The sequence below is a fragment of the Pseudomonas batumici genome, assembly GCF_036585405.1.
GTDB lineage: Bacteria > Pseudomonadota > Gammaproteobacteria > Pseudomonadales > Pseudomonadaceae > Aquipseudomonas > Aquipseudomonas batumici.
Window position 1 is genome coordinate 2,674,217 of the sequence record NZ_CP144470.1, and the last position, 25,076, is coordinate 2,699,292.

Sequence of the window (25,076 nt, forward strand, 5' to 3'; positions counted from 1 at the left end):
CCTAACTATCCAACCTGAGCACTGCAAGGAAGGCTTCTTGTGGAATCTCCACGCTACCCACTTGCTTCATGCGTTTCTTACCGGCCTTCTGCTTTTCCAACAGCTTGCGCTTACGGCTGACGTCGCCGCCGTAGCATTTGGCCAGTACGTTCTTTCTGAGCGCCTTGACGGTTGTCCGCGCCACGATCTGCCCGCCAATGGCGGCCTGGATGGCAACGTCGAACATCTGACGAGGAATCAGTTCCTTCATCTTCTCGGTCAACGCACGACCTTTGTAATGCGCATTGTCACGATGCACGATCAACGCCAGGGCGTCGACCTTCTCACCGTTGATCAGTACATCCAGCTTGACCAGGTTGGCCGACTGGTAACGATCAAAATGATAGTCCAGCGAAGCATAGCCGCGACTGGTGGATTTGAGACGGTCAAAGAAGTCCAGGACCACTTCGTTCATCGGCAAATCGTAGGTCACTTGCACCTGGGTGCCGAGGAACAGCATGTCGTGCTGGATCCCGCGCTTCTCGATGCACAGGGTAATGACGTTGCCCAGGTGCTCCTGCGGTACAAGAATATTGGCCCGCACGATCGGTTCGCGCATGTCTTCGATGGCGGACAGGTCCGGCAGCTTGGACGGGTTGTCGACGTAAACGGTTTCGCCGTTCTTGAGCAGCAGCTCGAAGATTACCGTCGGCGCGGTGGTGATCAGGTCCAGGTCGTACTCGCGCTCCAGGCGCTCCTGGATGATCTCCATGTGCAGCATGCCGAGGAACCCGCAACGGAAGCCGAAGCCCAGGGCGTCGGAGCTTTCCGGGGTGTATTGCAGCGAGGAGTCGTTCAGCGTCAGCTTTTGCAGGGCTTCGCGGAAGTCCTCGAAATCGTCCGAACTGACCGGGAACAGGCCGGCGTAGACCTGCGGCTGGATACGCTTGAAGCCCGGCAGCACGTCGACATCGGGGGTCGAGCTCAGGGTCAGGGTGTCACCCACCGGCGCACCGTGGATGTCCTTGATACCGGCGATGATGAAGCCCACTTCACCGGCCTTGAGGTCGGCGGTGGCGGTGTGTTTCGGGTTGAACACGCCGACGCTGTCCACCAGGTGGATCTTGCCGGTGGACTTGACCAGGATCTTGTCGCCCTTCTTCACGCGACCGTGGCGCACGCGCACCAGGGATACGACGCCCAGGTAGTTGTCGAACCAGGAGTCGATGATCAACGCCTGCAGCGGATCTTCGATATTGCCGGTCGGCGCGGGAATGGTGGTCACCAGGCGCTCGAGCACTTCGTCAACACCCAGGCCGGTCTTGGCGCTGCAGGTGACGGCGTCGGTGGCGTCGATACCGATGATCTTCTCGATCTCTTCCTTCACCCGCTCCGGTTCGGCCTGGGGCAGGTCGATCTTGTTCAGCACCGGCATGACTTCCAGGCCCTGCTCGATGGCGGTGTAGCAGTTGGCGACGGACTGGGCTTCGACGCCCTGGCCGGCGTCCACCACCAGCAATGCACCCTCACAGGCCGCCAGGGAACGGCTGACTTCGTAGGTGAAGTCGACGTGGCCGGGGGTGTCGATGAAGTTCAGCTGATAGGTGATGCCGTCGCGGGCCTTGTAGTACAGGGTAACGCTGTGGGCCTTGATGGTGATCCCGCGCTCGCGCTCGAGGTCCATGGAATCCAGCACCTGCGCTTCCATCTCGCGCTCGGCCAGGCCGCCGCAGATCTGGATGAAGCGATCGGCCAGAGTCGACTTGCCATGGTCAATGTGGGCGATGATGGAGAAATTGCGGATATGACTCAAATCACTCACGGGTCAACACTCAAAAAGGTTGCAGGCAGACTGCCCGCCGAAAAATAGCCGGGAATTGTACCTGATGCGCGGCCAAGGCGTCACGTGAACAGGCCGGACGGCAGAGACAAAAAAGCCTCTGTCACTGGACAGAGGCTTTTTCCTGGATCATTTGCCGCTCGATCGCCGCGTCATCCGGCCCGGCGCAACAGCCAGACACCGGCCACCGCGCAGATCGCCGCCGGCACCACCACCGCCAGCAGCGGCGGAAAGCCGAACACCAGGCTCGACGGCCCCAGCAGGTCCTGGGCGATACGGAAGGTGAAGCCCACCAGCACGCCGGTGAACACCCGCTGCCCCAGGGTCACCGAACGCAGCGGACCGAAAATGAAGGAAATCGCCATCAGGACCAGCGCCGCGGTCACCAGCGGCTGCAAGACCTTGACCCAGAACGCCAGCCAGTAGCGGCCGTTCGCCAGCCCCTGGTCCGCCAGGTAGTGGATGTAACTCCACAGGCCGCTGATCGACAGCGCCTCGGGCACCATCACCACGGTACTCAGCAGGTTCGGGCTCAAGGCCACGTCCCAGCCCTCTTCCGGCACATTGATCACTTCGGTGTGGTCGCCGCGGAAATAGGTGGTGGTGACGTCCGTCAGCTGCCACTTGTCCTTGTCGAAGTTCGCTCGCTTGGCAAAGCTCGACGACAGCATGTGGCGCTCGCCATCGAAGTGATAGCGGGTCACCCCGTACAGCACGCCGTTGGGCTGCACGGCGTTGATATGAATGAACTCGTCACCCTGGCGATGCCACAGGCCGTTGCGGGAACTCTGGGCATCCCCCGAACCCTGGGCCAGGGCCTTGGCCGCCTGGGCCTTGCTCTCGGTCGCCGGGGCGACGTACTCGCCGACCAGCACACCGATCAGCATCAGCAACAGCATCGGCTTCATCACCGCCCAGACGATACGCCCGATGGACACCCCCGCCGCGCGCATGATGGTCAGTTCGCTGCTGCTGGCCAGGCTGCCCAGGCCGATCAGGCAACCGATCAGGCCGGCCATCGGCAACATGTCGTAGACCCGGCGCGGCGCCGTGAGCACGACAAAGCTCAGCACATCGCGCCAAGTGTAGGTATCGGAGAGGCTGCCCATCTCATCGATGAAGGCAAACAGCGAGGCCAGCCCGAGAATGATCCCCAGTACCGCGAGGATCGCCATGAACACACTGCTACCGATGTAGCGATCGAGCTTAACCACGAGCCATCTCCTTCACAGTGCGACGACTCGCCAGTTTCAAACGCAGGGGTTCCCAATACAGCAGCCCCAGGCCGATGGCCAGGAACAGGCCGTGCACCCACCACATGCCCAATGCCGGTGACAGATTGCCCTTCTCCAGCGAGCCGCGGGCCGAAATCAGCATGGTCAGGTAGGCCATATAAAGGAGGATCGCCGGCAGCAGCTTGAGGAAACGGCCCTGGCGCGGGTTGACCCGCGACAGCGGCACGGCCATCAGGGTCACGATAAACACCAGCAGGGGCAGCGAGAGACGCCATTGCAACTCGGCGACCGCCTTCAGCTCCGGGTTGCCGAACAGGCTGGAGGTGGTCATTGCATCACGGTCGGTGACCTCTTCGCTGATCTCGGGCTTGGGCAGCATGACGCCATAGGTGTCGTACTTGATCGCCCGATAATCGGCCATCCCCGGGCTGCCATCATAGCGATAGCCGTTTTCGAGGATCAGGAAGCGATTACCGTCCTTTTGCACTTCCTGGCGCCCCTTCTCGGCCACCAGCACGGAAATGCCACGGTCTTTCTTGTTCACGCCGAAACGTTTTTCCGAGATGAACACACCGCCCAGGTTCGCCCGGTCATCGGACAACTGCTCGGTGTAGGTGACCCGTGAGCCATCGTTCAGCTCCTGGAAGCGGCCCGGCACCAAGGTGTCGAACTCGGTCATCGCGTCCTGCTGGTTGAGCAGCAGCTGGAATTGCAACGCCCCCTTGGGCGCCAGGCTCAGGCTGATCCAGGCGACGAGCAGCGCCACCAGCAGGGCCGGCACCAGGGTCATGCCCAGCAGGCGTTGCTGGCTCATGCCGGTAGCGGACAGCACAGTCATTTCGCTTTCGAGATAGAGCCGGCCATAGGCCAGCAGAATCCCGAGGAACAGACCCAGCGGCAGGATCAGTTGCAGGAAACCGGGCAGGCGAAAGCCCATGATCAGGAACAGCGAGCCCGGGTCCAGTTGACCCGAGGCGGCCTGGGCCAGGAACTTGACGAAGCGCCCGCTCATGGTGATGACCAGCAGCACGGCGCTGACGGCGCTCAAGGTGACCAGGACTTCGCGGGACAGATAACGAAAAACAATCAAACCAGACACTCCAGGGTTGTCAGGCTAAGGTGGCCGAACAAGCAAGCATAGGCACTGCCAGAAGGCCCGCGGCGGCGAGCCGTTCAAAAAGAGGCGCATTATCCTGTGATTGCTCCCGGCTGTCACTGCGCACTTGCCTGGAGCCCCTCCTACAGAGACATGACGGATCGGTATTGGGACTTGCCCCCAGCCAGCGGCGAGGTTCAAACTGCCGCCTTTGCCGAAGGCCACGCCATTGCGTCGCCCTGCTCCGGCGCAGAGCCGTCTCTGCGCCCTTTGACCCATATTCAGAGACCCGGACATGGAACTGGTTGTAAAAAGCGTCAGCCCAGAAACGTTGAAAACCGCCACCCTGGTACTCGCCGTCGGCGAAAGCCGCACACTCGGCGCGACCGCCAGCAAAGTCGATGAACTCAGCGGTGGCGCCATCAGCGCCCTCCTCAAGCGCGGCGACCTGGCCGGCAAGGTCGGCCAGACCCTGCTGCTGCACAGCCTGCCCAACCTCAAGGCCGAGCGCGTGCTGCTGGTGGGCGTAGGCAAGGACGCCGAACTCGGCGACCGCCCGTTCCGAAAGGCCGTTGCCGCGATCCTCGCGACCCTCAAGGGCCTGGGCGGCAGCGATGCCGTGCTCGCCCTCGACGACCTGGTGGTCAAGGGCCGCGACAGCTACGGCAAGACCCGCCTGCTGGCCGAAAGCCTGCTGGACGGTGAATACAGCTTCGAGCAGTTCAAGAGCCAGAAGTCCGAACCCCGCGCCCTGAAGAAAATCACCCTGGTGACCATCAAGGCCGCGCAAGCCGAAGTCGAACGCGCCGTCGGCCACGCCCGCGCCATCGCCGGCGGCATGGCCTTCACCCGCGACCTGGGCAACCTGCCACCGAACATCTGCCACCCGAGCTACCTCGCCGAACAGGCGAAGAACCTCGGCAAGGCGAACAAGGGCCTGAAGGTCGAGATCCTTGACGAGAAGAAGATCAAGGAACTGGGCATGGGCTCGTTCTACGCCGTGGGCCAGGGCAGCGACCAGCCGCCACGCCTGATCGTCATGCAGTACAACGGCGGCAAGAAATCTGAGAAGCCGTTCGCCCTGGTCGGCAAGGGCATCACCTTCGACACCGGCGGCATCAGCCTCAAGCCAGGCCCGGGCATGGACGAGATGAAGTACGACATGGGCGGTGCCGCCAGCGTGTTCGGCACCCTGCACGCCGTGCTCGCCCTGCAACTGCCGATCAACCTGGTGTGCGTCCTGGCCTGTGCCGAGAACATGCCGAGCGGCAGCGCGAGCCGTCCGGGCGACATCGTCACCACCCTCAGCGGCCAGACCGTGGAAATCCTCAACACCGACGCCGAAGGCCGCCTGGTGCTGTGCGATGCCCTGACCTACACCGAACGCTTCAAGCCCCAGGCGGTGATCGACATCGCCACCCTGACCGGCGCCTGCGTGGTGGCCCTCGGCGCCCATACTTCGGGCCTGCTGGGCAACAACGACGAACTGATCGAGCAACTGCTGAGCGCCGGCCGGCAAGCCGACGACCGTGCCTGGCAACTGCCGCTGTTCGACGAATACCAGGAACAGCTGGACAGCCCGTTCGCCGACATGGCCAACATCGGCGGGCCGAAAGGCGGCACCATCACCGCGGCGTGCTTCCTGTCGCGCTTCGCCAAGCAGTTCAACTGGGCACACCTGGACATCGCCGGCACCGCCTGGACCAGTGGCGGCAAGGACAAGGGCGCCACCGGCCGTCCGGTCCCCCTGCTGACCCAGTACCTGCTGGACCGCGCCAAGGCCTGACCCTGAGCCTGCCGGGCGGCGTGCGCCAATGACGCCGCCCGGAACCCGGAATTCCCTATGACCCAAGTCGACTTCTATATCCTTCCCAGCGCGGATCCTTCGGCACGCCTGGACTTTGCCTGCAAGCTGACCGAAAAAGCCTGGCGCCTGGGGCACAAGGTCTACCTGCATTGCAGCGACAGCGCCCAGCGCGACGAGCTGGACGCCCGCCTGTGGCGGTTCAAGGGCGAAAGCTTCGTGCCCCACGGCCCGGCGGAAAGCGAGCCTGCAGGCTGCGTGGTGCTGGGGCTGGGCGAAGATCCGGGCACTCACCAGGACCTGCTGGTGAACCTCGACATGAAGGTGCCGCCCTTTGCCTCGCGCTTTGCCCGCGTGGCGGAAGTGGTGGTGGAAGACCCGGTGATTCGCCAAGCGGCGCGGGACAGTTTCCGCTTCTACCGCGAACAGGGCTATCCTCTGCAAGATCACCGTCTACAGCGACTTTGAGCACCCCGATGGACACTCCAAAACAACCACAAAAAGCCGCGCCCCTGCTGGACGAGCTCGAATCGATCCGCAAGCTGCTGGGCGACGACACCCTGCAACCGCCGCTGCTGACCGAAACCGTCGCCAGCGAAGGGCAGATCCCCCTGTTGTTCGACATGGTGGGCAACAAGGCCAAGGTCAAGGTGCAGCCCGAGGCTGTTGCCGAGCCTGAACCGGCACCCGTACCAACACCCGCCCCCGTGAGCCCCGTCGCTGCGGAGCCGCCCAGGAACAAGGGCCAGGACGCCTTGCTGCACCTGGACAGCGAACTGCGTGCCGCCGCGCAATTGATCATGCAGGACGTGATCGATGACTTCGCCCCGCATATCGAGACCGAGATCAAGCGTCGCCTGGACGCCCGCCTGGAACGCCTGCTGAGCCAGTACCCCTCCTGAAATAACCTGCCCTCCTTGTAGAAGCAGGGCCTACCCGCTGGCGCCGGCGGGCATATTTGTGCTACGAGCGCTCACCTCGCTCTACGCCCCGCGCCATATCCCCGTTATACTTGCCGGCTTTCCTGAATTAATGCCTAAGGGTCCCGCCGCGCATGGATAAGACCTACCAGCCGCACGCCATTGAAACTTCCTGGTACCAGACCTGGGAGTCCGAGAATTATTTCGCCCCGCAAGGCGCCGGCGACTCCTACACCATCATGATCCCGCCGCCGAACGTCACCGGCAGCCTGCACATGGGCCACGGTTTCAACAACGCGATCATGGACGCCCTGATCCGTTTCCGCCGCATGCAGGGTCGCAACACCCTGTGGCAGCCGGGCACCGACCACGCCGGGATCGCCACCCAGATGCTGGTGGAGCGCCAACTCGAAGCCCAGGGTCAGAGCCGCCACGACCTGGGCCGCGAGAAATTCCTCGAAAAGGTCTGGGAATGGAAGGATCAGTCCGGCGGCAATATCAGCCGGCAGATCCGTCGCCTGGGCTCGTCCGTGGACTGGAGCCGCGAGCGCTTCACCATGGACGACGGTCTGTCGGAAGCGGTGAAGGAAGCCTTCGTGCGCCTGCACGAGGACGGCCTGATCTATCGCGGCAAGCGCCTGGTCAACTGGGACACCAAGCTGCACACGGCGATTTCCGACCTCGAAGTGGAAAACCACGACGAGAAAGGCTTCCTGTGGAACCTGCGCTACCCGCTGGCTGACGGTGCCAAGACCGCCGAAGGCCTGGACCACCTGATCGTCGCCACCACCCGTCCGGAAACCATGCTCGGCGACGCCGCCGTGGCCGTTAACCCGAACGACGAGCGCTACAAAGCCCTGATCGGCAAATTCGTCGAGCTGCCACTGGTCGGCCGCCGCATCCCGATCATCGCCGACGACTACTGCGACCCTGAATTCGGCACCGGCTGCGTGAAGATCACCCCGGCCCACGATTTCAACGACTACGAAGTCGGCAAGCGCCACAACCTGCCGCTGCTGAACATCTTCGACAAGAACGCCGAAGTGCTGGCGGCGGCCCAGGTATTCAACCTCGACGGCAGCGTCAACGAAGCGATCGACGGCACACTGCCCGCTGAATACGTCGGCCTCAACCGTTTCCAGGCCCGCAAGGAAATCGTTGCCGCGTTCGAAGCGGCCGGCCTGCTGGTCAGCGTCGACGATCATGCCCTGAAAGTGCCGAAAGGCGACCGCTCCGGCACCATCATCGAGCCGTGGCTGACCGACCAGTGGTATGTCTCCACCAAGCCGCTGGCCGAACCGGCCATTGCCGCCGTGGAAGACGGCCGCATCGCCTTCGTGCCCAAGCAGTACGAGAACATGTACTTCTCCTGGATGCGCGATATCCAGGACTGGTGCATCAGCCGCCAGCTGTGGTGGGGCCACCGGATTCCGGCCTGGTACGACGAGTCGGGCAAGGTCTATGTCGGTCGCGACGAAGCCGAAGTGCGCGCCAAGCACAACCTGGGTCCGGACGTTGCGCTGCAACAGGACAACGACGTCCTCGACACCTGGTTCAGTTCGGGCCTGTGGACCTTCTCCACCCTGGGCTGGCCGGAGCAGACCGACTTCCTCAAGACCTTCCACCCCACCGACGTGCTGGTGACCGGTTTCGACATCATTTTCTTCTGGGTCGCCCGGATGATCATGCTGACCATGCACCTGGTGAAGAACGAGGACGGCACGGCGCAAGTACCGTTCAAGACCGTCTACGTCCACGGCCTGGTGCGTGACGGTCAGGGCCAGAAGATGTCCAAGTCCAAGGGCAACGTCCTCGACCCACTGGATATCATCGACGGCATCGAACTCGAAGCCCTGGTGGAGAAACGCACCACCGGCCTGATGCAACCCAAGTTGCAAAAAGCTATCGAGAAACAGACCCGCGCCGAGTTCGCCGAAGGGATCGCCAGCTACGGCACCGACGCCCTGCGCTTCACCTTCTGCTCGCTGGCCTCCACCGGTCGCGACATCAAGTTCGACATGGGCCGCGTCGAAGGCTACCGCAACTTCTGCAACAAGATCTGGAACGCCGCGCGCTACGTGCTGGACAAGGGCGAAGACTGCGGCCAGAACGGCGAAGCCTTCGAGCTGTCCCTGGCCGATCGCTGGATCATCTCGCAGTTGCAGCGCACCGAAGCCGAAGTGACCCGCCAGCTCGACCAGTTCCGTTTCGACCTGGCCGCCCAGGCCTTGTACGAGTTCATCTGGAACCAGTATTGCGACTGGTACCTGGAACTGTCCAAGCCGGTGCTGTGGGATGAGAACGCGCCGGTCGAACGCCAGCGCGGCACCCGCCGCACCCTGGTGCGCGTGCTGGAAGTGGCCCTGCGCCTGGCGCATCCGTTCATGCCGTTCATCACCGAGGAAATCTGGCAGCGCCTGGCGCCGCTGGTCGGGGCAGAGGGCAAGACCATCATGCTGCAACCGTGGCCGGTGGCGAACGAAGCGCGTATCGACCAGGCCGCCGAAGACGACATCGAATGGCTCAAGGGCCTGATGCTGGGCGTGCGCAACATCCGCGCAGAGATGAACATCGGCCCGGGCAAGCCACTGGCGTTGTTCCTGAAGAACGTCAATGCCCAGGACCAGCGGCGCCTGAGCGAGAACGAGCAACTGCTGAAGAAGCTCGCCAAGCTCGAGTCCATCACCGTACTGGTTGCTGGCGACGAAGCGCCGCTGTCCGCTACCGCTTTGGTTGGCGAGATGGAAGTGCTGGTGCCGATGGCCGGCCTGATCGACAAGGGTGCCGAACTGGCGCGCCTGGACAAGGAAATCCAGCGCCTGCAGGGCGAAGTGCAGCGGGTCGGCGGCAAGCTATCGAATGCCGCGTTCGTCGACAAGGCCCCGGCCGAAGTCATCGAGAAGGAACGCGCCAAGCTGGCCGAGGCCGAACAGGCCCTGGGCAAGCTGGCCGAGCAGCATGCGCGAATCGCCAGTCTGTAAGCCTGACGCTTGACTGAACAAGGACCCTACGGGGTCCTTTTTCATGCCTCCAGAAAACCTGTAGGGGCGAGCTTGCCGCACGCCGCCGGTGAATATGGGACAATGCCCGCCATTCCAAGCCCTGCCCGAATCGACCCTGCCCATGAATGCCCCGAGCAAACCCAAAGCCCCGCGCAAGAAGCCCAAGCCCGCGACCCCGGCCAAGGCCGTCGAGCCCCGCGAAAAAGCCAGCCTGCACCCGCGCAATCGTCATCAGGGCCGCTACGACTTCCCCCAGTTGATCAAGAACTGCCCCGAACTGGGCCGCTTCGTGATCCTCAATCCCTACGGCAAGGAAAGCATCGACTTCGCCGACCCGGCTGCCGTGCGGGTGTTCAACCGCGCCCTGCTCAAGACCTTCTACGGCATCGCCCACTGGGACATTCCGACGGACTTCCTCTGCCCGCCGGTGCCAGGCCGGGCCGACTATGTGCATTTCCTCGCCGACCTGCTGGCCGACGGCAACGAAGGCGTGATCCCCCGCGGCGCCGCCGTGCGCGTGCTGGATATCGGCGTCGGCGCCAACTGCATCTACCCGCTGATCGGCCACAGCGACTACCGCTGGCAGTTTCTCGGCTCGGACATCAACGCCACGGCGCTGGCCGCCGCCAAGGCCATCGTCCAGTCCAACGGCCTGAACAAGGCCATCAGCCTGCGCCTGCAAGGCAATCCGAAACACATCCTCAGCGGCCTGCTGGAAAGCACCGAGCATTTCGACCTGACCATGTGCAACCCGCCGTTTCACGCCTCCCTGGACGAAGCCCAAAGCGGCAGCCGACGCAAATGGCGCGCCCTGGGCAAGGCCGATCCCAAGCGCAAACTGCCCGTGCTGAACTTCGGCGGCCAGGCGGCGGAATTGTGGTGTGAAGGGGGCGAAGCGCGGTTCGTGACCCAACTGATCAGCGAAAGCCCGCAGTTGTCGAACCAGGTGCTGTGGTTCAGCACACTGGTATCGAAGGCCTCGAACCTGCCGGCCATCGAAGCGGCGCTGAAGAAGGCCGGCGCCCTGGAGAGCAAGGTGGTGGAGATGTCTCAGGGCCAGAAACAAAGCCGCTTTGTCGCCTGGACGTTCCAGGACCTGGCCCAACGCCAAGCATGGCGCCAGGAGCGCTGGAGCCGGCTTAACGGCTGAGTCACGTGCCCGGGTCGGGCCCATCACCTTTGCACAGGCGAAAAAAACCGTGCCCGGATCGCTCCGAGGCACGGTTTCACTGCATCTTACTTGTTCACAGCGTCGGTCAGGACCTTGGCCACAACCAGCTTGATCACTTTCTTGGCAGGGATTTCGATGGCAGCGCCAGTCGACGGGTTACGGCCGGTACGGGCTGGACGCTCGGTCACTTTCAGCTTGCCAACGCCTGGCAGAGTGATTTCGCCGCCGTTTTCCAATTGATCAGCAACGATCTGGGCCAGTTGGTCCAGAGCGGCACGCGCGGTGGTTTTCGGCGCGTCGATAGCTTCGGCGATATCGGCGATCAGTTGGTCTTTGGTAATAGCCATTGAGATGTTCCTTCCCTATCAAATTCATTTGGATTGCAGAGTGCAGTGTCAGCCATCGTGCCTGCCTTATGCCCCCCGCTGACAAACCACGACGGATCGCGGATGTAGATAGCAGAAAAGGGGTTTGGTTCGGCGTGACACCTGCTGAATGCACGCTTTGCGCCGTTACCGAGCGCAAGACCGGGCAAAACTAGCACAGAGACGGGGAAATATCCGCCTCTACCTAGCCATTTGGTCAGCTTTTGCGCTCGTTTTCGAAAAAAAAGCTCTCTGAAACCGCTCATGCCTCCAGAACGACCGTGCAAAGGCGGATTCAGCCCACGGGTGCGGTACACTGGGCGCTTTTCCGGGGAGCCCGCCCTCCCCCTGACAAACCAGCCGAGAAACCTATGCCGATCCGTCATTGCATCGTCCACCTGATCGACAAAAAGCCCGACGGCACCCCTGCGGTCCTGCATGCCCGTGACTCCGAACTGGCCGAGTCCCAGGCCATCGAGCACATGCTCGCCGACCTCAACGAGAACTACAACGCCAAGCAGGGCAAAGCCTGGGGCTTCTTCCATGCCGAGTCCGGCGCGCACCCGTTCAGCGGCTGGCTGAAGGAGTACCTGGACGGCGGCAAGGACTTCACCGCATTCAGCCGGATTGCCGTCGAGCATCTGCAAAAGCTGATGGAGGAGTCCAACCTCTCGGTGGGCGGCCATGTGCTGTTCGCCCACTACCAGCAAGGCATGACCGACTACCTGGCGATCGCCCTGCTGCACCACAGCGAAGGCGTGGCGGTGAACGCCGAGCTGGACGTGACCCCGTCGCGCCACCTGGACCTGGGCCAGTTGCACCTGGCAGCCCGGATCAACGTCTCCGAGTGGCAGAACAACAAGCAGTCCAAACAGTACATTTCCTTTATCAAAGGCAAGAACGGCAAAAAGGTTTCGGAGTATTTCCGAGATTTCATCGGCTGCCAGGAAGGCGTCGACGGTCCGGGCGAGACCCGCACCCTGCTCAAGGCCTTCAGCGACTTCGTGGAAAGCGAAGACCTGCCCGAGGACGATGCCCGGGAAAAGACCAAGACCCTGGTGGACTACGCCAGCAGCCAGGCGAAAATGGGCGAGCCCATGGGCCTGGAAGAGCTCTCCGGGCTGATTGACGAGGATCGTCCACGGGCCTTCTACGAACATATCCGCAACAAGGACTACGGCCTGTCGCCAGAGATCCCGGCCGATAAGCGCACCCTGAACCAGTTCCGTCGCTTCACCGGCCGCGCCGAAGGCCTATCCATCAGCTTCGAGGCGCACCTGCTGGGTTCGAAGATCGAGTATGACGAAGAAGCCGGCACCCTGATCATCAAGGGCCTGCCGACCCAGTTGACCGATCAGCTCAAGCGGCGCAAGGACTGAGCCATGCTCACAGGCATGTTGAAGAAGGTCCTGCTGATCCTGCTGGTGGTGGTGGTCTATCAGAACTGGGGCAAGATCGAGCGGGTGTTCAATCCGGGCCAGGTCGTCTCCGAGCAGACCCGGGCCAAGGCCCGGGTGGTGCTCTATGCCACCGACTGGTGCGGCTACTGCAAGCAGACCCGGCGCTTTCTCGACCAGAAAGGCATTCCCTACCGGGAATTCGATATCGAGAAAGACGCCGTGGCGCGCAAGGCCTATCAGGCCCTGGGCGGCGGCGGGATCCCGATCCTGGACGTGAACGGCACCTTGATTCGCGGGTATGAGCCAGAGGCTATTCTGGCCGCGCTTCGATCCTGAACCCGAGCCGTGGGAAGTGCACATGCACCACGCCTGCGCGCTCATCCTCACGACGCACGATCAGCTCTTCGCTACCGGCAAACACCAGCTCGCCCGCCACCGGATCGACCCCATAATCGGTCGCGGCGACGATCACCGGCTGGCCGGCCACAAAGCCGTTCGGGTCGTCGAAGCGCTCGCCGGGAAGCGCTGCCGGCGTCGACTCGCGCGCCACCTGCAAGGCCTGTTCGGCGCTCATCTCACTCGCCGCGCCATGCCCGAACGCCATGACCCGGGCGAACCAGGCAGCCACTGCCGGATAGGCATCCACCAACGGCGCGGTCACCGGCGTCGCCTTGAGGAACCACAGCGGATGCGCCATGGCGATATCGGCAATGGACGGCTCGCCAAACAGGAAGTCCCCCTCCTCGCGCTGCAGTTGCTGCTCCAGCCGCGCCATGAACACCGGCCACTGGTGCTTGGCCACCTCCAGCGGGACGCGCGCGGCCGAACCGCCGCTGAACAGACCGGCGCGGTCAATCATGAAGCCCTTGATCTGCTCAGGGGACAATCGGGAAAAGCGCACCGCCACCGACTCAGGCTGGAACACCAGGCTGACCGCGTGGGCGAACACCACCGAGTCGGCCCAGGCGGCAAAGGTCGCCGCGACCATTTCCCGGCCTTCGGGGAACAGGCTCGGCATCGCCTTTTCCTGCTCCAGGCGCCGGGCGATCAAGGCCGTGTCACAGTAGATATCGGCGCCGACCTGCAGCACCGGGGTTTTCCGATAGCCACCGGTCAGCGCGGTCAGGTCGGGCTTGGGCATCACCGGCGAGATGTTCACCGAGCGCCAGGACAGCCCCTTGAAGCCCAGCAGCAAGCGGGCCTTTTCGGCAAAGGGAGACGTCGGGTAATGATGCAGAATCAACTCAGACATGCAGGGGTCCGCCGGGCAGATAGGAGCCTCCAGCTTAGCCTGCAAATCGCGTGCGGCCTACCCAAGTGGCCTGATGTCGCTTTATCAATGGCATCAATTGCAAGAGCGTCGAAAGGCGTCCCGGGTCATCCCTGCGCCGCCGTAAAGGCTTCCAGGCTGAACCCCGCCGCCAGGGTTTCCTTGGCACTCTTGCGCAATTTCTTGATCAGGCGTTCCTGGCGCAGGGCGTCGCCCTTGTCGCGGCACGCCTCCACATACACCAGCGCTACCGCCGGGCTGGAATGGAAGAAGCGCGCACCCTTGCCGCTCTGGTGCGAGGCAAAACGCCGTTGCGGGTCATCGCTGATCCCGCAATACAGCGAGCCGTTGGCGGCACGCACCAGATAGACAAACCAGGGTTTGACCGCAGGTGGCGTCTCGGCACTGAGCGTTTCGCTGATATTCACGTGACTAAGGGCTTGATCGGTAACGGGGCGGCGATCTTAGCAGAACCTAGCGGCTCGCCTGGAATGCCTTCAGGCCTTTCAGGGCCTGGGCACGAACGGCGTTTTTGACCAGCGGCGTCCAGCCCAGCAGCAGCCCCTTGGTTCCCAGCGCCTGACGCGCCCAGCGCCACAGGTCGAACTGGTCATGGTGCTCGCAGATCTTGCCGTCGCGAAACACGAAGCGCGCCTGGATATCGTTGACCACGGTATTGCCGGTCTGGCTGAACAGGTAGGTCGCGACCCAATGGGCACCACCGCTGCGTTCGTCGGCCCGGACATTGTCGAAAGTCAGGGAGAAGTCCTTGGCCCGGGTGGTCAGCATGCGCCACATATCGCCGGCATCACGGCCCCGCAGTTCGCCGAACGCCGGATCACTGAACAGCACATCCTCGGTGTAGCAAGCACTCATGGCCTCGGCATCCAGCCGCTGGAACGCTTTATAGAACTCAGTAATCAACGCGTTGTTGGCATCACTCATGAACAGGCACCATGCAGGTAAAGGGATCGCCTGCACGATAGTCTGCAAATGCGCGGCTGACTATCGGCATTCGCGATCCGAATACCGGAAGTGCGGGACGATTCAGAGTTTTTCGCTGGTGACCTGCACATAACGCGCCCGACCGGCACCGAGCCCGGCGACGATGGCACCGAGGCCGATCACGCCGAAGATCCAGCCCAGCGCCCCCCAGCCTCCGGTGAAGTCATGCACCAGCCCGACCGCGAGCGGCCCCATGGAGGCCAGGGTGTAGCCGACCCCCTGGGCCATGCTCGACAGATTCGCCGCCACATGAGCATCGCGCGAGCGCAACACGATCAGGGTCAGCGCCAGGCTGAACGTACCACCCTGCCCCAGGCCGAGCAGGATCGCCCAGCCCCAGAGTCCTTCCAGCGGTGCATACAGGCAACCGAACAGGCCGCCCAGGGTCAGCGCCATCACCACGACAATCGCCAGCCGTTGATCCTTGCCCCGAGTCGCCAGCCAGGGTGCCGCCAGTGAGCTGGCCAGTTGCACCAGGATCGAGCCGGACAGCACGATCCCCGCCTGGGTGGCGCTCAGGCCGCGCCCGATCAGCACCGAGGGCAACCAGCCGAAGACGATATAGGCCAGGGACGATTGCAGGCCCATGTACAGGGTGACCTGCCAGGCCAGCGGATCGCGCAGCAAACCGCGCACCCGGTAGGCCACGTGGTGGGCACCGTGCTTCTGCCCCACCTGCGGCAACCAGAAAATCCCCGCCACCAGCGCGGGCAACACCCAGAAGCCCAGGCCGAGCGACCAGCTCTCGCCAAAGTGCTGGCTCAGCGGCACCGTGGCTCCCGCCGCCAGGGCCGCGCCCAGGCACAGGGCCATGGTGTAGACGCCGGTCATGGTTCCGGCCTGCCGCGAGAAGTCACGCTTGACGATGCCGGGCAACAGCACGCCGATCACCCCGATGCTCGCGCCGGCCAGCACGCTGCCGGCAAACAGGCCGAACTCGCCCAGCGAACTGCGCAGAATGATCCCGCCCGCCAGGGTCAGCAGAATCCCCAGCACCACCCGCTCGCTGCCGAAACGCCGGGCCAGCAATGGTGCCAGGGGCGCTGCCAGGCCGAGGCAGAGCACCGGCAAAGTGGTCAACAGGCCGGCCTTGGCCGCGGACAGGCCCAGGCTGCGGGACACCTCGCCGAGCAATGGCGCCATGCTCGACAACGCCGGTCGCAGGTTCAGCGCCACCAGCACCAGGCCCAGCAGCAACAGCCAGGGACGGTGTAGCACCGGCTGGCTGTGCTGGACCTGATCGTCATCGGCCTCGGCGTCGATCAACAGTCGGTCGAGTTCGGCAGACCGAGGGGAAGTGCGGGTTTCTGCAGCAGAACGGGACATGGGACGTTCGGTTTCAAGGTTCATTGATCAAGGTCCGGCACAGCGCCTTGGCGCGTTCAGGGTCCTGTTGCTCCACGGCTTCGAACAGGGCGACATGCAGGTCGAACACCGATTGGCGACGAGGGGATATATCCAGGGTCTGGCGCAGGGCACTGGCGATCACGCTGGAAAAGTAGCGGTACAGCTCGCTGAGCATAGGGTTGTGCGCCGCATCGATCAGGCGCTGGTGAAACACCAGGTCGCAGCGGATGTAGCTGTCGAGGTCGCCGTGATAGTGGTCGCCGCTGATATCGAGGGCCTCGCGCAAGCCCTTGAGGTCCTCCTCGGTACGCCGCAGGGCCGCCAGGCCGACGGCCTCGACCTCGAAGCTGTGCCGCGTCTCGCGGGCCTGGTCGAGGGAACAGCGCGACAGCGCCTGCATGGTCGCCAACGGATCGATGGTCGCCCGCAGGTAGCTGCCGTCGCCCTGGCGGATCTCGATCAGCCCGGAAAACGCCAGCACGCGCAGGGCTTCACGCATGGTATTGCGGCTGATGCCCAGCTCCGCGGCCAGCTCCGGCTCGGTGGGCAGCCGCGCGCCCACGGCCCAGGTGCCACGGCTGATGCGTTCGCGCAATTGCTCCAGGGCCTGGTCGACCAGGGAGCGCTTGATGAGGGGAGTACTTTGAGACATGGAAATCACTCTAACATCCAATCATAGGATGAATTTAAAAAAGGTTACTCCAAACCTGACTGTGTGTTCAAGAACCAACGATTCCTACAAGAAATGGAGAAGTCGCCGCCTATCTAAAAATTACCCTTTTAGGGTAATTTTGCGTTCTACTACATCAAAGGTGTCTTATGGAAAAGAAAACACCTCATTACGATCTGGCGGCGATCAAGACGGACGTGACAAGACTTGGCGCCACAGCATTCACGTTAAGTGCCAGGGATGGCGGCAGGAAAATGGGGTTCACCCTCGTCGATATGCTGCAAATCATTAAATCGTTGGAAAGAAGGATGCTTTATAAATCAATGACCACCTACGCTGATCACAGAATCTGGCAGGACGTTTACCACTATCCGCTCCCAGGTAGATTGATTTATATAAAAGTGAGCTACCGCCCTGCCGGCGGGCCTCCGGTTATCTCCTTCAAGGAGAGTGAGTGATGAAACGACAGGACTGCGTCAGCTGTGGCACACATAACGCCATGCACTGGTTTGAAGGTCGGGACTTCGAAGTCGACTTCAAAGCGTTGAAAAAATCGGTCCCTGGACTCTCGGGCTGGCAGTGCGAGACCTGCTCGGAGATCGAGCTTGATCATGAAAGCGCCCAGCGCTATTCAGACGCCAGCGACGAGCTGGTTTATCAGTCGAGGCGAGAGGTCGCCAATGAGATGAAGCGAATCCGCCGCAAACTTCATTTCACTCAACGCACGGCCGTGGAGCTGCTTTCGGGTGGTGGACACAATGCGTTCTCACGTTATGAAAGGGCGGAAATCGATCCACCAAAACCCTTGTTCGTACTGATGCATCTCCTGGATCGACACCCTGAATTGGTCGAAGACATCAAGAGCATCAGCGAAGGCAAGGGACTCTGGCATCCACCCAGCACCAGAGAAGAGAAACACCCGCTCACCTGATCGAGACGACGCAGGCAAAGCTCAAAAAAAACCCGGACCAAGTCCGGGTTTTTCATTCAACGCCTGCCGATCAATGCAGGATCTGGCTCAGGAACAGCTTGGTCCGCTCGTTCTGCGGTTTGTCGAAGAAGTCGTTCGGCGCGGCCTGTTCGACGATTTCGCCCTTGTCCATGAAGATCACGCGGTTGGCCACGGTGCGGGCGAAGCCCATTTCGTGGGTCACGCAGAGCATGGTCATGCCGTCTTCGGCCAGGCCGATCATGGTGTCCAGAACCTCTTTCACCATTTCCGGGTCGAGCGCCGAGGTCGGTTCGTCGAACAGCATGATTTTCGGCTTCATGCACAAGGCACGGGCAATCGCCACACGCTGCTGCTGACCACCGGACAACTGGCCCGGGAACTTGTGGGCCTGCTCCGGAATACGCACGCGCTTGAGGTAGTGCATGGCAATTTCTTCCGCCTCGCGCCTGGGCATATTGCGTACCCACATCGGCGCCAGGGTGCAGTTCTGCAGGATGGTCAGGTGCGGGAACAGGTTGAAGTGCTGGAACACCATGCCGACTTCACGACGGATCGCTTCGATCTGCTTGAGGTCGTTGGTCAGCTCCACGCCATCGACCACGATACGGCCCTGCTGGTGCTCTTCCAGACGGTTAAGGCAGCGGATGGTGGTGGACTTGCCCGAACCCGACGGGCCGCAGAGGACGATACGCTCGCCCTGCTTGACGTTCAGGTTGATGTCTTTCAACACGTGGAACTGGCCGTACCACTTGTTCACGCCCTGCATTTGAATAATGCCTTCAGGACCCACAGGCTGTTTGATAGCTTCACTCATGAAAAAACTCCTAACGCTTGTGGCCTGTGTCCAGCTTGCGTTCCAAATGCATGGAATAGCGGGACATACTAAAACAGAAAATCCAGAACACCGTGGCGGCGAACACGTAGCCTTCGGTGGCCATGCCCAGCCATTTCGGGTCGGCGCCGGCTTGCTTGACGCTGTTGAGCAGGTCGAACAGGCCGATGATGATCACCAGGCTCGTGTCCTTGAACAGCGCAATCAGGGTGTTCACGATCCCCGGGATCACCAGCTTCAAGGCTTGCGGCAGAATCACCAGGCCCATCGAGCGCCAGTAACCCAGGCCCATGGCGGCAGAGGCTTCGTACTGCCCCTTGGGAATGGCTTGCAGGCCGCCGCGGACCACTTCGGCGACATAGGCCGACTGGAACAGGATCACCCCGATCAGCGCCCGCAGCAACTTGTCGAAGTTCATGCCTTCGGGCAGGAACAACGGCAGCATCACCGAGGACATGAACAGCACGGTGATCAACGGCACGCCACGCCAGAACTCGATGAAGGTCACGCAGACCACCTTCACCGCCGGCATGTTCGAACGCCGCCCCAACGCCAGCATGATCCCCAACGGCAAGGCCCCGGCGATACCGACGGTGGCGATGACCAGGGTCAGCATCAGGCCTCCCCATTCGGTGGTGGCGACGTTGTCCAGGCCCAGGTAACCGCCGCGCAACAGGGTGAAGGCAATGATCGGGTACAGCACCAGGAAACCCAGGCCGTAGATCGCCTTGCGCGGGACGCGCGGAATGAACAACGGTGCCACGCCGAGTACCGCCAGCCACACGGTCAGGTCCACGCGCCAGCGCAGCTCGGGCGGGTAGTAGCCATACATGAACTGGCCGAAACGCTGCTGGATGAACACCCAGCAGGCGCCGCTCTTGGTGCAGTCGGCGCGGGTGGTGCCGACCCAGTTGGCGTCCAGGAAGGCCCAGTGCAGCAGCGGCGGGATGATCAGGTAGATCAGGTAGAAGGCGAACAAGGTCAGCAGCGTGTTGAGCCAGCTGGAGAACATGTTGGCCCGCATCCACGCCACCGCGCCGATGCTGTTGCTCGGCGGTGGCATGTCGGGTTTGAAAGTATGAGAACTCATGGGCGTTTCCTCACCGCTCGATCAGCGCAATGCGCTTGTTGTACCAGTTCATCAGCAGGGAAATGCTGATACTGATCGCCAGGTACACGCTCATGGTGATGGCAATGACTTCGATGGCCTGCCCGGTCTGGTTCAGCACCGTACCGGCAAACAACGAGACCATTTCCGGGTAACCGATACCGGCGGCCAGGGACGAGTTCTTCGCCAGGTTCAGGTATTGGCTGGTCAGCGGCGGAATGATCACGCGCAGGGCTTGCGGGATGATCACCTTGCGCAGGGTCGGACCGTTGCGCAGGCCCAGGGAGCGCGCCGCTTCGGTCTGGCCGTGGCTGACCGACTTGATGCCCGAGCGCACGATCTCGGCGATGAACGCCGCAGTGTAGATCGTCAGGGCCAGGGTCAATGCCAGCAATTCAGGGATCAATACCCAACCGCCAACGAAGTTGAACCCTTGCAGCGTGGGAACTTCCCAGTGCACAGGCGCGCCGAAGATCAGGGCGCACAACGCCGGGATCACCAGGAACAGCGCCAGGCCAACCCAGAACTTGTGGAACGGTACGCCGGTTTCTTCGAAGCGCTTGGTGGCCCAGCGGGACATCAGCACGATCGCCACGATGGCCAGCACAACGCTGATCACGAACGGCCAGAAACCCGCCGAGGCAATGGCTGCCGGCATGTTCAGGCCACGGCTGCTGACGAAGAAGGTGTCGCCGAAGTTATGGCTGTTGCGCGGTCCCGGCATGGTCAGGAACACCGCGAAGTACCAGAACAGGATCTGCAACAACGGCGGGATGTTACGGAACACCTCGATGTAGACGGTGGCCAGCTTGTTAAGCACCCAGTTCGACGACAGTCGCGACACGCCGATGATGAAACCGAGCAGGGTCGCCAGGATGACGCCGATGAAGGTGACCAGCAGGGTATTGAGCAGACCGATGACGAATACGCGCGAATAGCTGTCCGATTCGGTGTAGTCGATCAGGTGCTGGGCGATACCGAAACCGGCACTGCGCTCAAGAAAGCCGAAACCCGAGGTAATGCCCCGGTGTTGCAGGTTGGTCTGGGTGTTGTGAAACAGGTACCAGCCCAACGAGACCACCGCGACAATCGTGATGATCTGAAATAGCCACGCACGCACTTTAGGGTCGCTGAGACTGAGTCTCTGCTTGGGTGCGCCGATTTGATTTTGCATGGAGTGCCCCAGGAAAAACGGAACAGGAACATCGCCCGGCAGTTGGCCTGCCGGGCGATAGGTCAATCAGCGCACAGGAGGTGCGTATTGAATGCCGCCTTTGTTCCACAGAGCGTTCATACCGCGGTCGATTTCCAGCGGAGTGCTCTTGCCGAGGTTTCTCTCGAAGATCTCGCCGTAGTTACCGACCTGGGCAACGATCTTGACGACCCAGTCCTTCGGCAGTTTCAGGTCCTTGCCGTATTCGCCGTCGCTACCCAGCAGACGAGCAACGTCCGGGTTCTTGGTGGACTTGGCTTCTTCCAGGACGTTTTTCGAAGTGATACCAGCTTCTTCGGTGTTGAGCAGCGCGTAGCCGACCCAACGGACGATCTTGTTCCACTCGTCGTCGCCGTTACGCACGACTGGGCCCAGGGGCTCCTTGGAAATGGTTTCAGGCAGTACCACGTAGTCTTTCGGCGACGCCAGCTTGCTGCGCTGGGCGAACAACTGGGACTTGTCCGAGGTCAACACGTCGCAACGACCGGATTCCAGCGACTTGGCGCTTTCGTCGGAGGTGTCGAAGGTGATCGGGGTGTACTTCAGGCCGTTGGCGCGGAAGTAGTCGGAGACGTTCAGCTCGGTGGTGGTACCGGCCTGGATGCAGATGGTCGCGCCATCCAGTTCCTTGGCACTCTTCACGCCCAGCTTGGTGTTGGCCAGGAAGCCGACGCCATCGTAGTAGGTGATGAAGCCCGGGAAGAACAGGCCCATGCCGGCGTCACGGGAGCTGGTCATGGTGGTGTTACGCGAAAGGATGTCGATTTCGCCCGATTGCAGCGCGGTGAAGCGCTCCTTGGCGTTCAACTGGCTGAACTTGACCTTGGTCGCGTCGCCGAATACGGCAGCGGCCACGGCACGGCAGACGTCAGCGTCGATACCGACGATCTTGCCGGAAGCATCAGGCACCGAGAAGCCCGGCAAGCCGTCACTCACGCCACACTGAACAAAACCCTTCTTCTGTACGGCATCCAGGGTAGCGCCTGCTTGCGCGAAACCGCTGACGCCCAGTACGACCGCTGCAGTCACGACTGCCAGGGTGGATTTCAACATCTTCATTCAAACCTCCAATTGCTCTTGTTGTGTCGGAGCTAGAGTCTAGCCGCACCCTTATGAGGCGCTGTTAACCCGTGCTGGCTTTTTTTTGGGTCAAGCGGCTAAAGACTTGAGCTATGAGTTTAGTAGGAGAAAATCTCCCGTCTGAAAAACTCACCGCCCACCAAATTGGCCGAACGGGCCTCAGCCCTTTCCAGATTCGCTAAAGCCCTGCCGGCCCTCGGCGAACGTGAAGCAGAACCCGCCTGAACGGATTCATGTGCTATCCCACGGCCAGCGGTAGACTGATAGTGTTACCGCCAGGGGTGAATGCATTCACTCGGTTCTCCCATAGCAAAGCCCGTACCATAGTGGTGGCTAAAGCGATTCAGCCACAGGTCAATAGAAAAACAGTCAAATTTGCGACACTTTATTAACGAATTCACTCGTTACGCACCGTAACCGCGCACACTTGCGGAGCGCACGCACACTAATGGAGCACACATGACCGAGCCACTGATCATCCACCCCGCCAAGACCGCCGACGCCTGTGTTATCTGGCTTCACGGGCTGGGTGCCGACCGCTACGACTTCCTGCCAGTGGCCGAGGCGCTGCAGGAAAGCCTGACGAGCACGCGCTTCGTCCTGCCCCAGGCGCCCACCCGTGCCGTGACCATCAATGGCGGTTACGCCATGCCCAGTTGGTACGACATCAAGGCCATGAGCCCGGCGCGTTCCATCAGTCTAGAAGAGCTTGAGGAATCGGCAGCGACCGTCATCGAATTGGTGGAAGCCCAGCGGGCCGCGGGTATCGACCCCTCGCGGATCTTCCTCGCCGGCTTTTCCCAGGGCGGCGCCGTGGTGCTGCACACCGCCTTCCTGAAGTGGCAAGGCGCCCTGGGCGGCGTGCTGGCGCTGTCGACCTACGCCCCAACCTTCAGCGACACACTGCAAATTTCGGCCAGCCAACAGCGGATTCCGGTGCTCTGCCTGCACGGCCACTATGACGAAGTGGTCCAGAACGCCATGGGACGGACCGCCTATGAGCACCTCAAGCGCCTTGATGTCACCGTGACATGGCAGGAATACCCAATGGGCCACGAAGTGTTACCCGAAGAAATCCAGGACATCGGTACCTGGCTGGCCGCTCGTTTGCGCTGATCGCGGTAACGCACTACGCCGCGCCCGATTCTTGCATTACACTGGCCGGCGTACATTCCTTAACCAAATTAATGAGATGACCGTGCTCAAAGCACTCAAAAAAATATTCGGTAAAAGCGAGGCTGAGCAGCTCGCGCCAGGCTCCAGCGCCCCCGTCCCAAGCGCCGACAGCCGCAGTCACGGCCACCCCGCGGAGCGCGCCGAGCCTGCCGTCAAACCGAAAGCCCCGGCCGCCCAACCCGCGCAGCCGGCAGCCGCGGCTGAAGCGCCACGCGCCGAACAGCCGAAAGTCGCCCAACCGCGCCGTGAACGAGCGCCGAAGCCGCCCGTCAAGCCGTGGAAGATCGAGGACTTCGTCGTCGAGCCGCAGGAAGGCAAAACCCGCTTCCATGACTTCAAGCTCGCGCCGGAACTGATGCACGCCATCCACGACCTCGGTTTTCCCTACTGCACGCCGATCCAGGCGCAGGTCCTGGGCTTTACCCTGGCCGGCAAGGACGCCATCGGTCGCGCCCAGACCGGCACCGGCAAGACCGCCGCCTTCCTGATTTCGATCATCACCCAGCTGTTGCAGACCCCGCCGCCGAAAGAGCGCTACATGGGCGAGCCACGGGCGCTGATCATCGCGCCGACCCGCGAGCTGGTGGTGCAGATCGCCAAGGACGCCGCTGACCTGACCAAGTACACCGGCCTCAACGTCATGCAGTTCGTCGGCGGCATGGACTTCGACAAGCAGCTCAAGCTGCTCGAAGCCCGTCACTGCGACATCCTGGTGGCCACCCCCGGCCGCCTGCTGGACTTCAACCAGCGCGGTGAAGTGCACCTGGACATGGTCGAGGTGATGGTGCTGGACGAAGCCGACCGCATGCTCGACATGGGCTTCATCCCGCAGGTCCGGCAGATCATCCGCCAGACGCCGCCCAAGACCGAGCGCCAGACCCTGCTGTTCTCGGCCACCTTCACCGACGACGTGATGAACCTGGCCAAGCAATGGACCACGGACCCGGCCATCGTCGAGATCGAAGCCCAGAACGTGGCCAACGCCAACGTCGAGCAGCACGTCTACGCCGTGGCCGGTGCCGACAAGTACAAGCTGCTCTACAACCTGGTCACCGACAATGGCTGGGAGCGGGTCATCGTGTTCGCCAACCGCAAGGATGAAGTGCGGCGGATCGAGGAGCGCCTGGTGCGCGACGGCGTCAACGCCGCGCAATTGTCCGGCGACGTGCCGCAGCACAAGCGCATCAAGACCCTGGAAGGTTTCCGCGAAGGCAAGATCCGCGTGCTGGTGGCCACCGATGTGGCCGGTCGCGGGATCCATATCGACGGCATCAGCCACGTGATCAACTTCACCCTGCCGGAAGTGCCGGACGACTACGTCCACCGCATCGGCCGGACCGGACGGGCGGGTGCCGACGGCGTGTCCATCAGCTTCGCCGGCGAAGACGACTCCTACCAGTTGCCGGCGATCGAAGCCATGCTGGGGCACAAGATCAGCTGCGAAATGCCGCCCACCGAGTTGTTGCGGCCGGTGGTGCGCCAGCGTCCCTGAGGCCTGATCGCTCAACCCGCAATCAAAGCTGCAGCCAAAAACGTCGCCCGATACCAGGCGGCGTTTTTTTTCGCCCGGTGATTGCCGAAATAAACTAAAAGTCCATAATGGACAAATAA

At 62.2% G+C, this 25,076-nt stretch carries 24 protein-coding genes; 11 read left to right on the plus strand and 13 right to left on the minus strand.

Going from position 1 to position 25,076, the window contains the following annotated elements:
• Window position 1: 1 nt before the first annotated feature.
• From lepA to lptF, 3 genes are all read right to left on the minus strand, one after another.
• Window positions 2–1,801 carry a translation elongation factor 4 gene (lepA, locus tag NUH87_RS12095; protein ID WP_338526115.1) on the minus strand — a complete coding sequence of 600 codons (1,800 nt, stop codon included), beginning with the start codon at window positions 1,799–1,801 and terminating at the stop codon, window positions 2–4.
• A 170-nt stretch (window positions 1,802–1,971) separates the two neighbouring features.
• The gene (gene lptG / locus NUH87_RS12100; protein ID WP_338526116.1) at window positions 1,972–3,033 is read right to left on the minus strand and encodes an LPS export ABC transporter permease LptG; all 1,062 of its coding nucleotides are present in this window, start codon (window positions 3,031–3,033) and stop codon (window positions 1,972–1,974) included.
• The gene (gene lptF, locus NUH87_RS12105; protein WP_338526117.1) at window positions 3,026–4,144 is read right to left on the minus strand and encodes an LPS export ABC transporter permease LptF; all 1,119 of its coding nucleotides are present in this window, start codon (window positions 4,142–4,144) and stop codon (window positions 3,026–3,028) included. The genes lptG and lptF overlap by 8 nt, the downstream gene beginning before the upstream one ends.
• A 301-nt stretch (window positions 4,145–4,445) precedes the next feature.
• Here lptF and NUH87_RS12110 point away from each other — a divergent pair, with 301 nt between their 5' ends.
• The 5 genes from NUH87_RS12110 (at window position 4,446) to rlmF (ending at window position 11,026) form a co-directional block, all read left to right on the plus strand.
• Window positions 4,446–5,936, plus strand: a complete 1,491-nt coding sequence (locus NUH87_RS12110) for a leucyl aminopeptidase (RefSeq protein ID WP_338526118.1) — start codon at window positions 4,446–4,448, stop codon at window positions 5,934–5,936.
• A gap of 57 nt (window positions 5,937–5,993) precedes the next feature.
• Window positions 5,994–6,422, plus strand: a complete 429-nt coding sequence (locus NUH87_RS12115) for a DNA polymerase III subunit chi (RefSeq protein ID WP_338526119.1) — start codon at window positions 5,994–5,996, stop codon at window positions 6,420–6,422.
• Window positions 6,423–6,430: 8 nt separating this feature from the next.
• Entirely contained in the window at window positions 6,431–6,856 is a 426-nt protein-coding gene (locus tag NUH87_RS12120; RefSeq protein WP_338526120.1) for a DNA polymerase III subunit chi, read from the plus strand.
• A 152-nt stretch (window positions 6,857–7,008) separates the two neighbouring features.
• Window positions 7,009–9,855: a valine--tRNA ligase gene (locus tag NUH87_RS12125; protein WP_338526121.1), complete on the plus strand. Its 2,847-nt coding sequence runs from the start codon at window positions 7,009–7,011 to the stop codon at window positions 9,853–9,855.
• Window positions 9,856–9,997: 142 nt separating this feature from the next.
• The gene (rlmF, locus tag NUH87_RS12130) at window positions 9,998–11,026 is read left to right on the plus strand and encodes a 23S rRNA (adenine(1618)-N(6))-methyltransferase RlmF (protein ID WP_338526123.1); all 1,029 of its coding nucleotides are present in this window, start codon (window positions 9,998–10,000) and stop codon (window positions 11,024–11,026) included.
• 86 nt (window positions 11,027–11,112) lie between these two features.
• Here rlmF and NUH87_RS12135 read toward each other — a convergent pair whose 3' ends face one another.
• Complete coding sequence (locus NUH87_RS12135) at window positions 11,113–11,394, minus strand: HU family DNA-binding protein (RefSeq protein WP_040064476.1); 282 nt, start codon at window positions 11,392–11,394, stop codon at window positions 11,113–11,115.
• Between the two features lie 389 nt (window positions 11,395–11,783).
• Here NUH87_RS12135 and yejK point away from each other — a divergent pair, with 389 nt between their 5' ends.
• Window positions 11,784–12,791, plus strand: a complete 1,008-nt coding sequence (gene yejK / locus NUH87_RS12140; RefSeq protein ID WP_040064475.1) for a nucleoid-associated protein YejK — start codon at window positions 11,784–11,786, stop codon at window positions 12,789–12,791.
• A 3-nt stretch (window positions 12,792–12,794) separates the two neighbouring features.
• Entirely contained in the window at window positions 12,795–13,148 is a 354-nt protein-coding gene (locus NUH87_RS12145; RefSeq protein WP_338526124.1) for a glutaredoxin family protein, read from the plus strand.
• On the opposite strand, the gene NUH87_RS12150 is transcribed toward NUH87_RS12145, so the two are convergent.
• The 5 genes from NUH87_RS12150 to NUH87_RS12170 form a co-directional block, all read right to left on the minus strand.
• Complete coding sequence (locus NUH87_RS12150; protein ID WP_338526125.1) at window positions 13,123–14,064, minus strand: glutathione S-transferase family protein; 942 nt, start codon at window positions 14,062–14,064, stop codon at window positions 13,123–13,125. The two genes, NUH87_RS12145 and NUH87_RS12150, sit on opposite strands and share 26 nt — an antisense overlap.
• A gap of 125 nt (window positions 14,065–14,189) precedes the next feature.
• Window positions 14,190–14,510 (minus strand): GIY-YIG nuclease family protein, encoded by a 321-nt coding sequence (locus NUH87_RS12155; protein ID WP_338526126.1) that lies wholly within the window; start codon window positions 14,508–14,510, stop codon window positions 14,190–14,192.
• Between the two features lie 46 nt (window positions 14,511–14,556).
• Window positions 14,557–15,027, minus strand: a complete 471-nt coding sequence (locus tag NUH87_RS12160; protein WP_040064471.1) for a nuclear transport factor 2 family protein — start codon at window positions 15,025–15,027, stop codon at window positions 14,557–14,559.
• A 102-nt stretch (window positions 15,028–15,129) separates the two neighbouring features.
• On the minus strand, window positions 15,130–16,437 hold the full coding sequence (locus NUH87_RS12165; protein WP_338526127.1) for a CynX/NimT family MFS transporter: 1,308 nt from the start codon (window positions 16,435–16,437) through the stop codon (window positions 15,130–15,132).
• Entirely contained in the window at window positions 16,427–17,086 is a 660-nt protein-coding gene (locus NUH87_RS12170) for a FadR/GntR family transcriptional regulator (RefSeq protein WP_338526128.1), read from the minus strand. Before NUH87_RS12170 ends, NUH87_RS12165 begins: the two co-directional genes overlap by 11 nt.
• 167 nt (window positions 17,087–17,253) lie before the next feature.
• On the opposite strand from NUH87_RS12170, the gene NUH87_RS12175 reads away from it, so the two are divergent.
• Both NUH87_RS12175 and NUH87_RS12180 read left to right on the plus strand, forming a co-directional pair.
• A complete protein-coding gene (locus tag NUH87_RS12175; RefSeq protein WP_338526129.1) occupies window positions 17,254–17,562 on the plus strand; it encodes a type II toxin-antitoxin system MqsR family toxin in 309 nt (102 codons plus the stop codon).
• Window positions 17,562–18,035, plus strand: a complete 474-nt coding sequence (locus NUH87_RS12180; protein WP_338526130.1) for a type II toxin-antitoxin system MqsA family antitoxin — start codon at window positions 17,562–17,564, stop codon at window positions 18,033–18,035. Before NUH87_RS12175 ends, NUH87_RS12180 begins: the two co-directional genes overlap by 1 nt.
• A gap of 70 nt (window positions 18,036–18,105) precedes the next feature.
• Here the strand turns inward: NUH87_RS12180 and NUH87_RS12185 are convergent, their stop codons facing one another.
• The 4 genes from NUH87_RS12185 to NUH87_RS12200 form a co-directional block, all read right to left on the minus strand.
• A complete protein-coding gene (locus tag NUH87_RS12185; RefSeq protein ID WP_338526131.1) occupies window positions 18,106–18,870 on the minus strand; it encodes an amino acid ABC transporter ATP-binding protein in 765 nt (254 codons plus the stop codon).
• Window positions 18,871–18,880: 10 nt separating this feature from the next.
• Entirely contained in the window at window positions 18,881–19,978 is a 1,098-nt protein-coding gene (locus NUH87_RS12190; protein ID WP_338526132.1) for an amino acid ABC transporter permease, read from the minus strand.
• Window positions 19,979–19,988: 10 nt separating this feature from the next.
• Window positions 19,989–21,170 (minus strand): amino acid ABC transporter permease, encoded by a 1,182-nt coding sequence (locus NUH87_RS12195; protein ID WP_338526133.1) that lies wholly within the window; start codon window positions 21,168–21,170, stop codon window positions 19,989–19,991.
• Window positions 21,171–21,236: 66 nt separating this feature from the next.
• Complete coding sequence (locus NUH87_RS12200) at window positions 21,237–22,268, minus strand: amino acid ABC transporter substrate-binding protein (RefSeq protein WP_338526134.1); 1,032 nt, start codon at window positions 22,266–22,268, stop codon at window positions 21,237–21,239.
• A gap of 480 nt (window positions 22,269–22,748) precedes the next feature.
• Here NUH87_RS12200 and NUH87_RS12205 point away from each other — a divergent pair, with 480 nt between their 5' ends.
• Both NUH87_RS12205 and rhlB read left to right on the plus strand, forming a co-directional pair.
• The gene (locus NUH87_RS12205) at window positions 22,749–23,405 is read left to right on the plus strand and encodes an alpha/beta hydrolase (protein ID WP_338526135.1); all 657 of its coding nucleotides are present in this window, start codon (window positions 22,749–22,751) and stop codon (window positions 23,403–23,405) included.
• A 76-nt stretch (window positions 23,406–23,481) separates the two neighbouring features.
• Entirely contained in the window at window positions 23,482–24,957 is a 1,476-nt protein-coding gene (gene rhlB / locus NUH87_RS12210; RefSeq protein ID WP_338526136.1) for an ATP-dependent RNA helicase RhlB, read from the plus strand.
• Window positions 24,958–25,076: the final 119 nt, after the last annotated feature.

What these genes read in the sequence shown, in the direction of transcription:
- NUH87_RS12110 (WP_338526118.1), top strand. Translation starts at nt 4,446, where the DNA reads ATGGAACTGGTTGTAAAAAGCGTCAGCCCAGAAACGTTGAAAACCGCC.
- NUH87_RS12115 (WP_338526119.1), top strand. Translation starts at nt 5,994, where the DNA reads ATGACCCAAGTCGACTTCTATATCCTTCCCAGCGCGGATCCTTCGGCA.
- NUH87_RS12120 (WP_338526120.1), top strand. Translation starts at nt 6,431, where the DNA reads ATGGACACTCCAAAACAACCACAAAAAGCCGCGCCCCTGCTGGACGAG.
- NUH87_RS12125 (WP_338526121.1), top strand. Translation starts at nt 7,009, where the DNA reads ATGGATAAGACCTACCAGCCGCACGCCATTGAAACTTCCTGGTACCAG.
- rlmF (WP_338526123.1), top strand. Translation starts at nt 9,998, where the DNA reads ATGAATGCCCCGAGCAAACCCAAAGCCCCGCGCAAGAAGCCCAAGCCC.
- NUH87_RS12135 (WP_040064476.1), bottom strand. Translation starts at nt 11,394, where the DNA reads ATGGCTATTACCAAAGACCAACTGATCGCCGATATCGCCGAAGCTATC.
- yejK (WP_040064475.1), top strand. Translation starts at nt 11,784, where the DNA reads ATGCCGATCCGTCATTGCATCGTCCACCTGATCGACAAAAAGCCCGAC.
- NUH87_RS12145 (WP_338526124.1), top strand. Translation starts at nt 12,795, where the DNA reads ATGCTCACAGGCATGTTGAAGAAGGTCCTGCTGATCCTGCTGGTGGTG.
- NUH87_RS12150 (WP_338526125.1), bottom strand. Translation starts at nt 14,064, where the DNA reads ATGTCTGAGTTGATTCTGCATCATTACCCGACGTCTCCCTTTGCCGAA.
- NUH87_RS12160 (WP_040064471.1), bottom strand. Translation starts at nt 15,027, where the DNA reads ATGAGTGATGCCAACAACGCGTTGATTACTGAGTTCTATAAAGCGTTC.
- NUH87_RS12165 (WP_338526127.1), bottom strand. Translation starts at nt 16,437, where the DNA reads ATGAACCTTGAAACCGAACGTCCCATGTCCCGTTCTGCTGCAGAAACC.
- NUH87_RS12170 (WP_338526128.1), bottom strand. Translation starts at nt 17,086, where the DNA reads ATGTCTCAAAGTACTCCCCTCATCAAGCGCTCCCTGGTCGACCAGGCC.
- NUH87_RS12175 (WP_338526129.1), top strand. Translation starts at nt 17,254, where the DNA reads ATGGAAAAGAAAACACCTCATTACGATCTGGCGGCGATCAAGACGGAC.
- NUH87_RS12180 (WP_338526130.1), top strand. Translation starts at nt 17,562, where the DNA reads ATGAAACGACAGGACTGCGTCAGCTGTGGCACACATAACGCCATGCAC.
- NUH87_RS12185 (WP_338526131.1), bottom strand. Translation starts at nt 18,870, where the DNA reads ATGAGTGAAGCTATCAAACAGCCTGTGGGTCCTGAAGGCATTATTCAA.
- NUH87_RS12190 (WP_338526132.1), bottom strand. Translation starts at nt 19,978, where the DNA reads ATGAGTTCTCATACTTTCAAACCCGACATGCCACCGCCGAGCAACAGC.
- NUH87_RS12195 (WP_338526133.1), bottom strand. Translation starts at nt 21,170, where the DNA reads ATGCAAAATCAAATCGGCGCACCCAAGCAGAGACTCAGTCTCAGCGAC.
- NUH87_RS12200 (WP_338526134.1), bottom strand. Translation starts at nt 22,268, where the DNA reads ATGAAGATGTTGAAATCCACCCTGGCAGTCGTGACTGCAGCGGTCGTA.
- NUH87_RS12205 (WP_338526135.1), top strand. Translation starts at nt 22,749, where the DNA reads ATGACCGAGCCACTGATCATCCACCCCGCCAAGACCGCCGACGCCTGT.
- rhlB (WP_338526136.1), top strand. Translation starts at nt 23,482, where the DNA reads ATGACCGTGCTCAAAGCACTCAAAAAAATATTCGGTAAAAGCGAGGCT.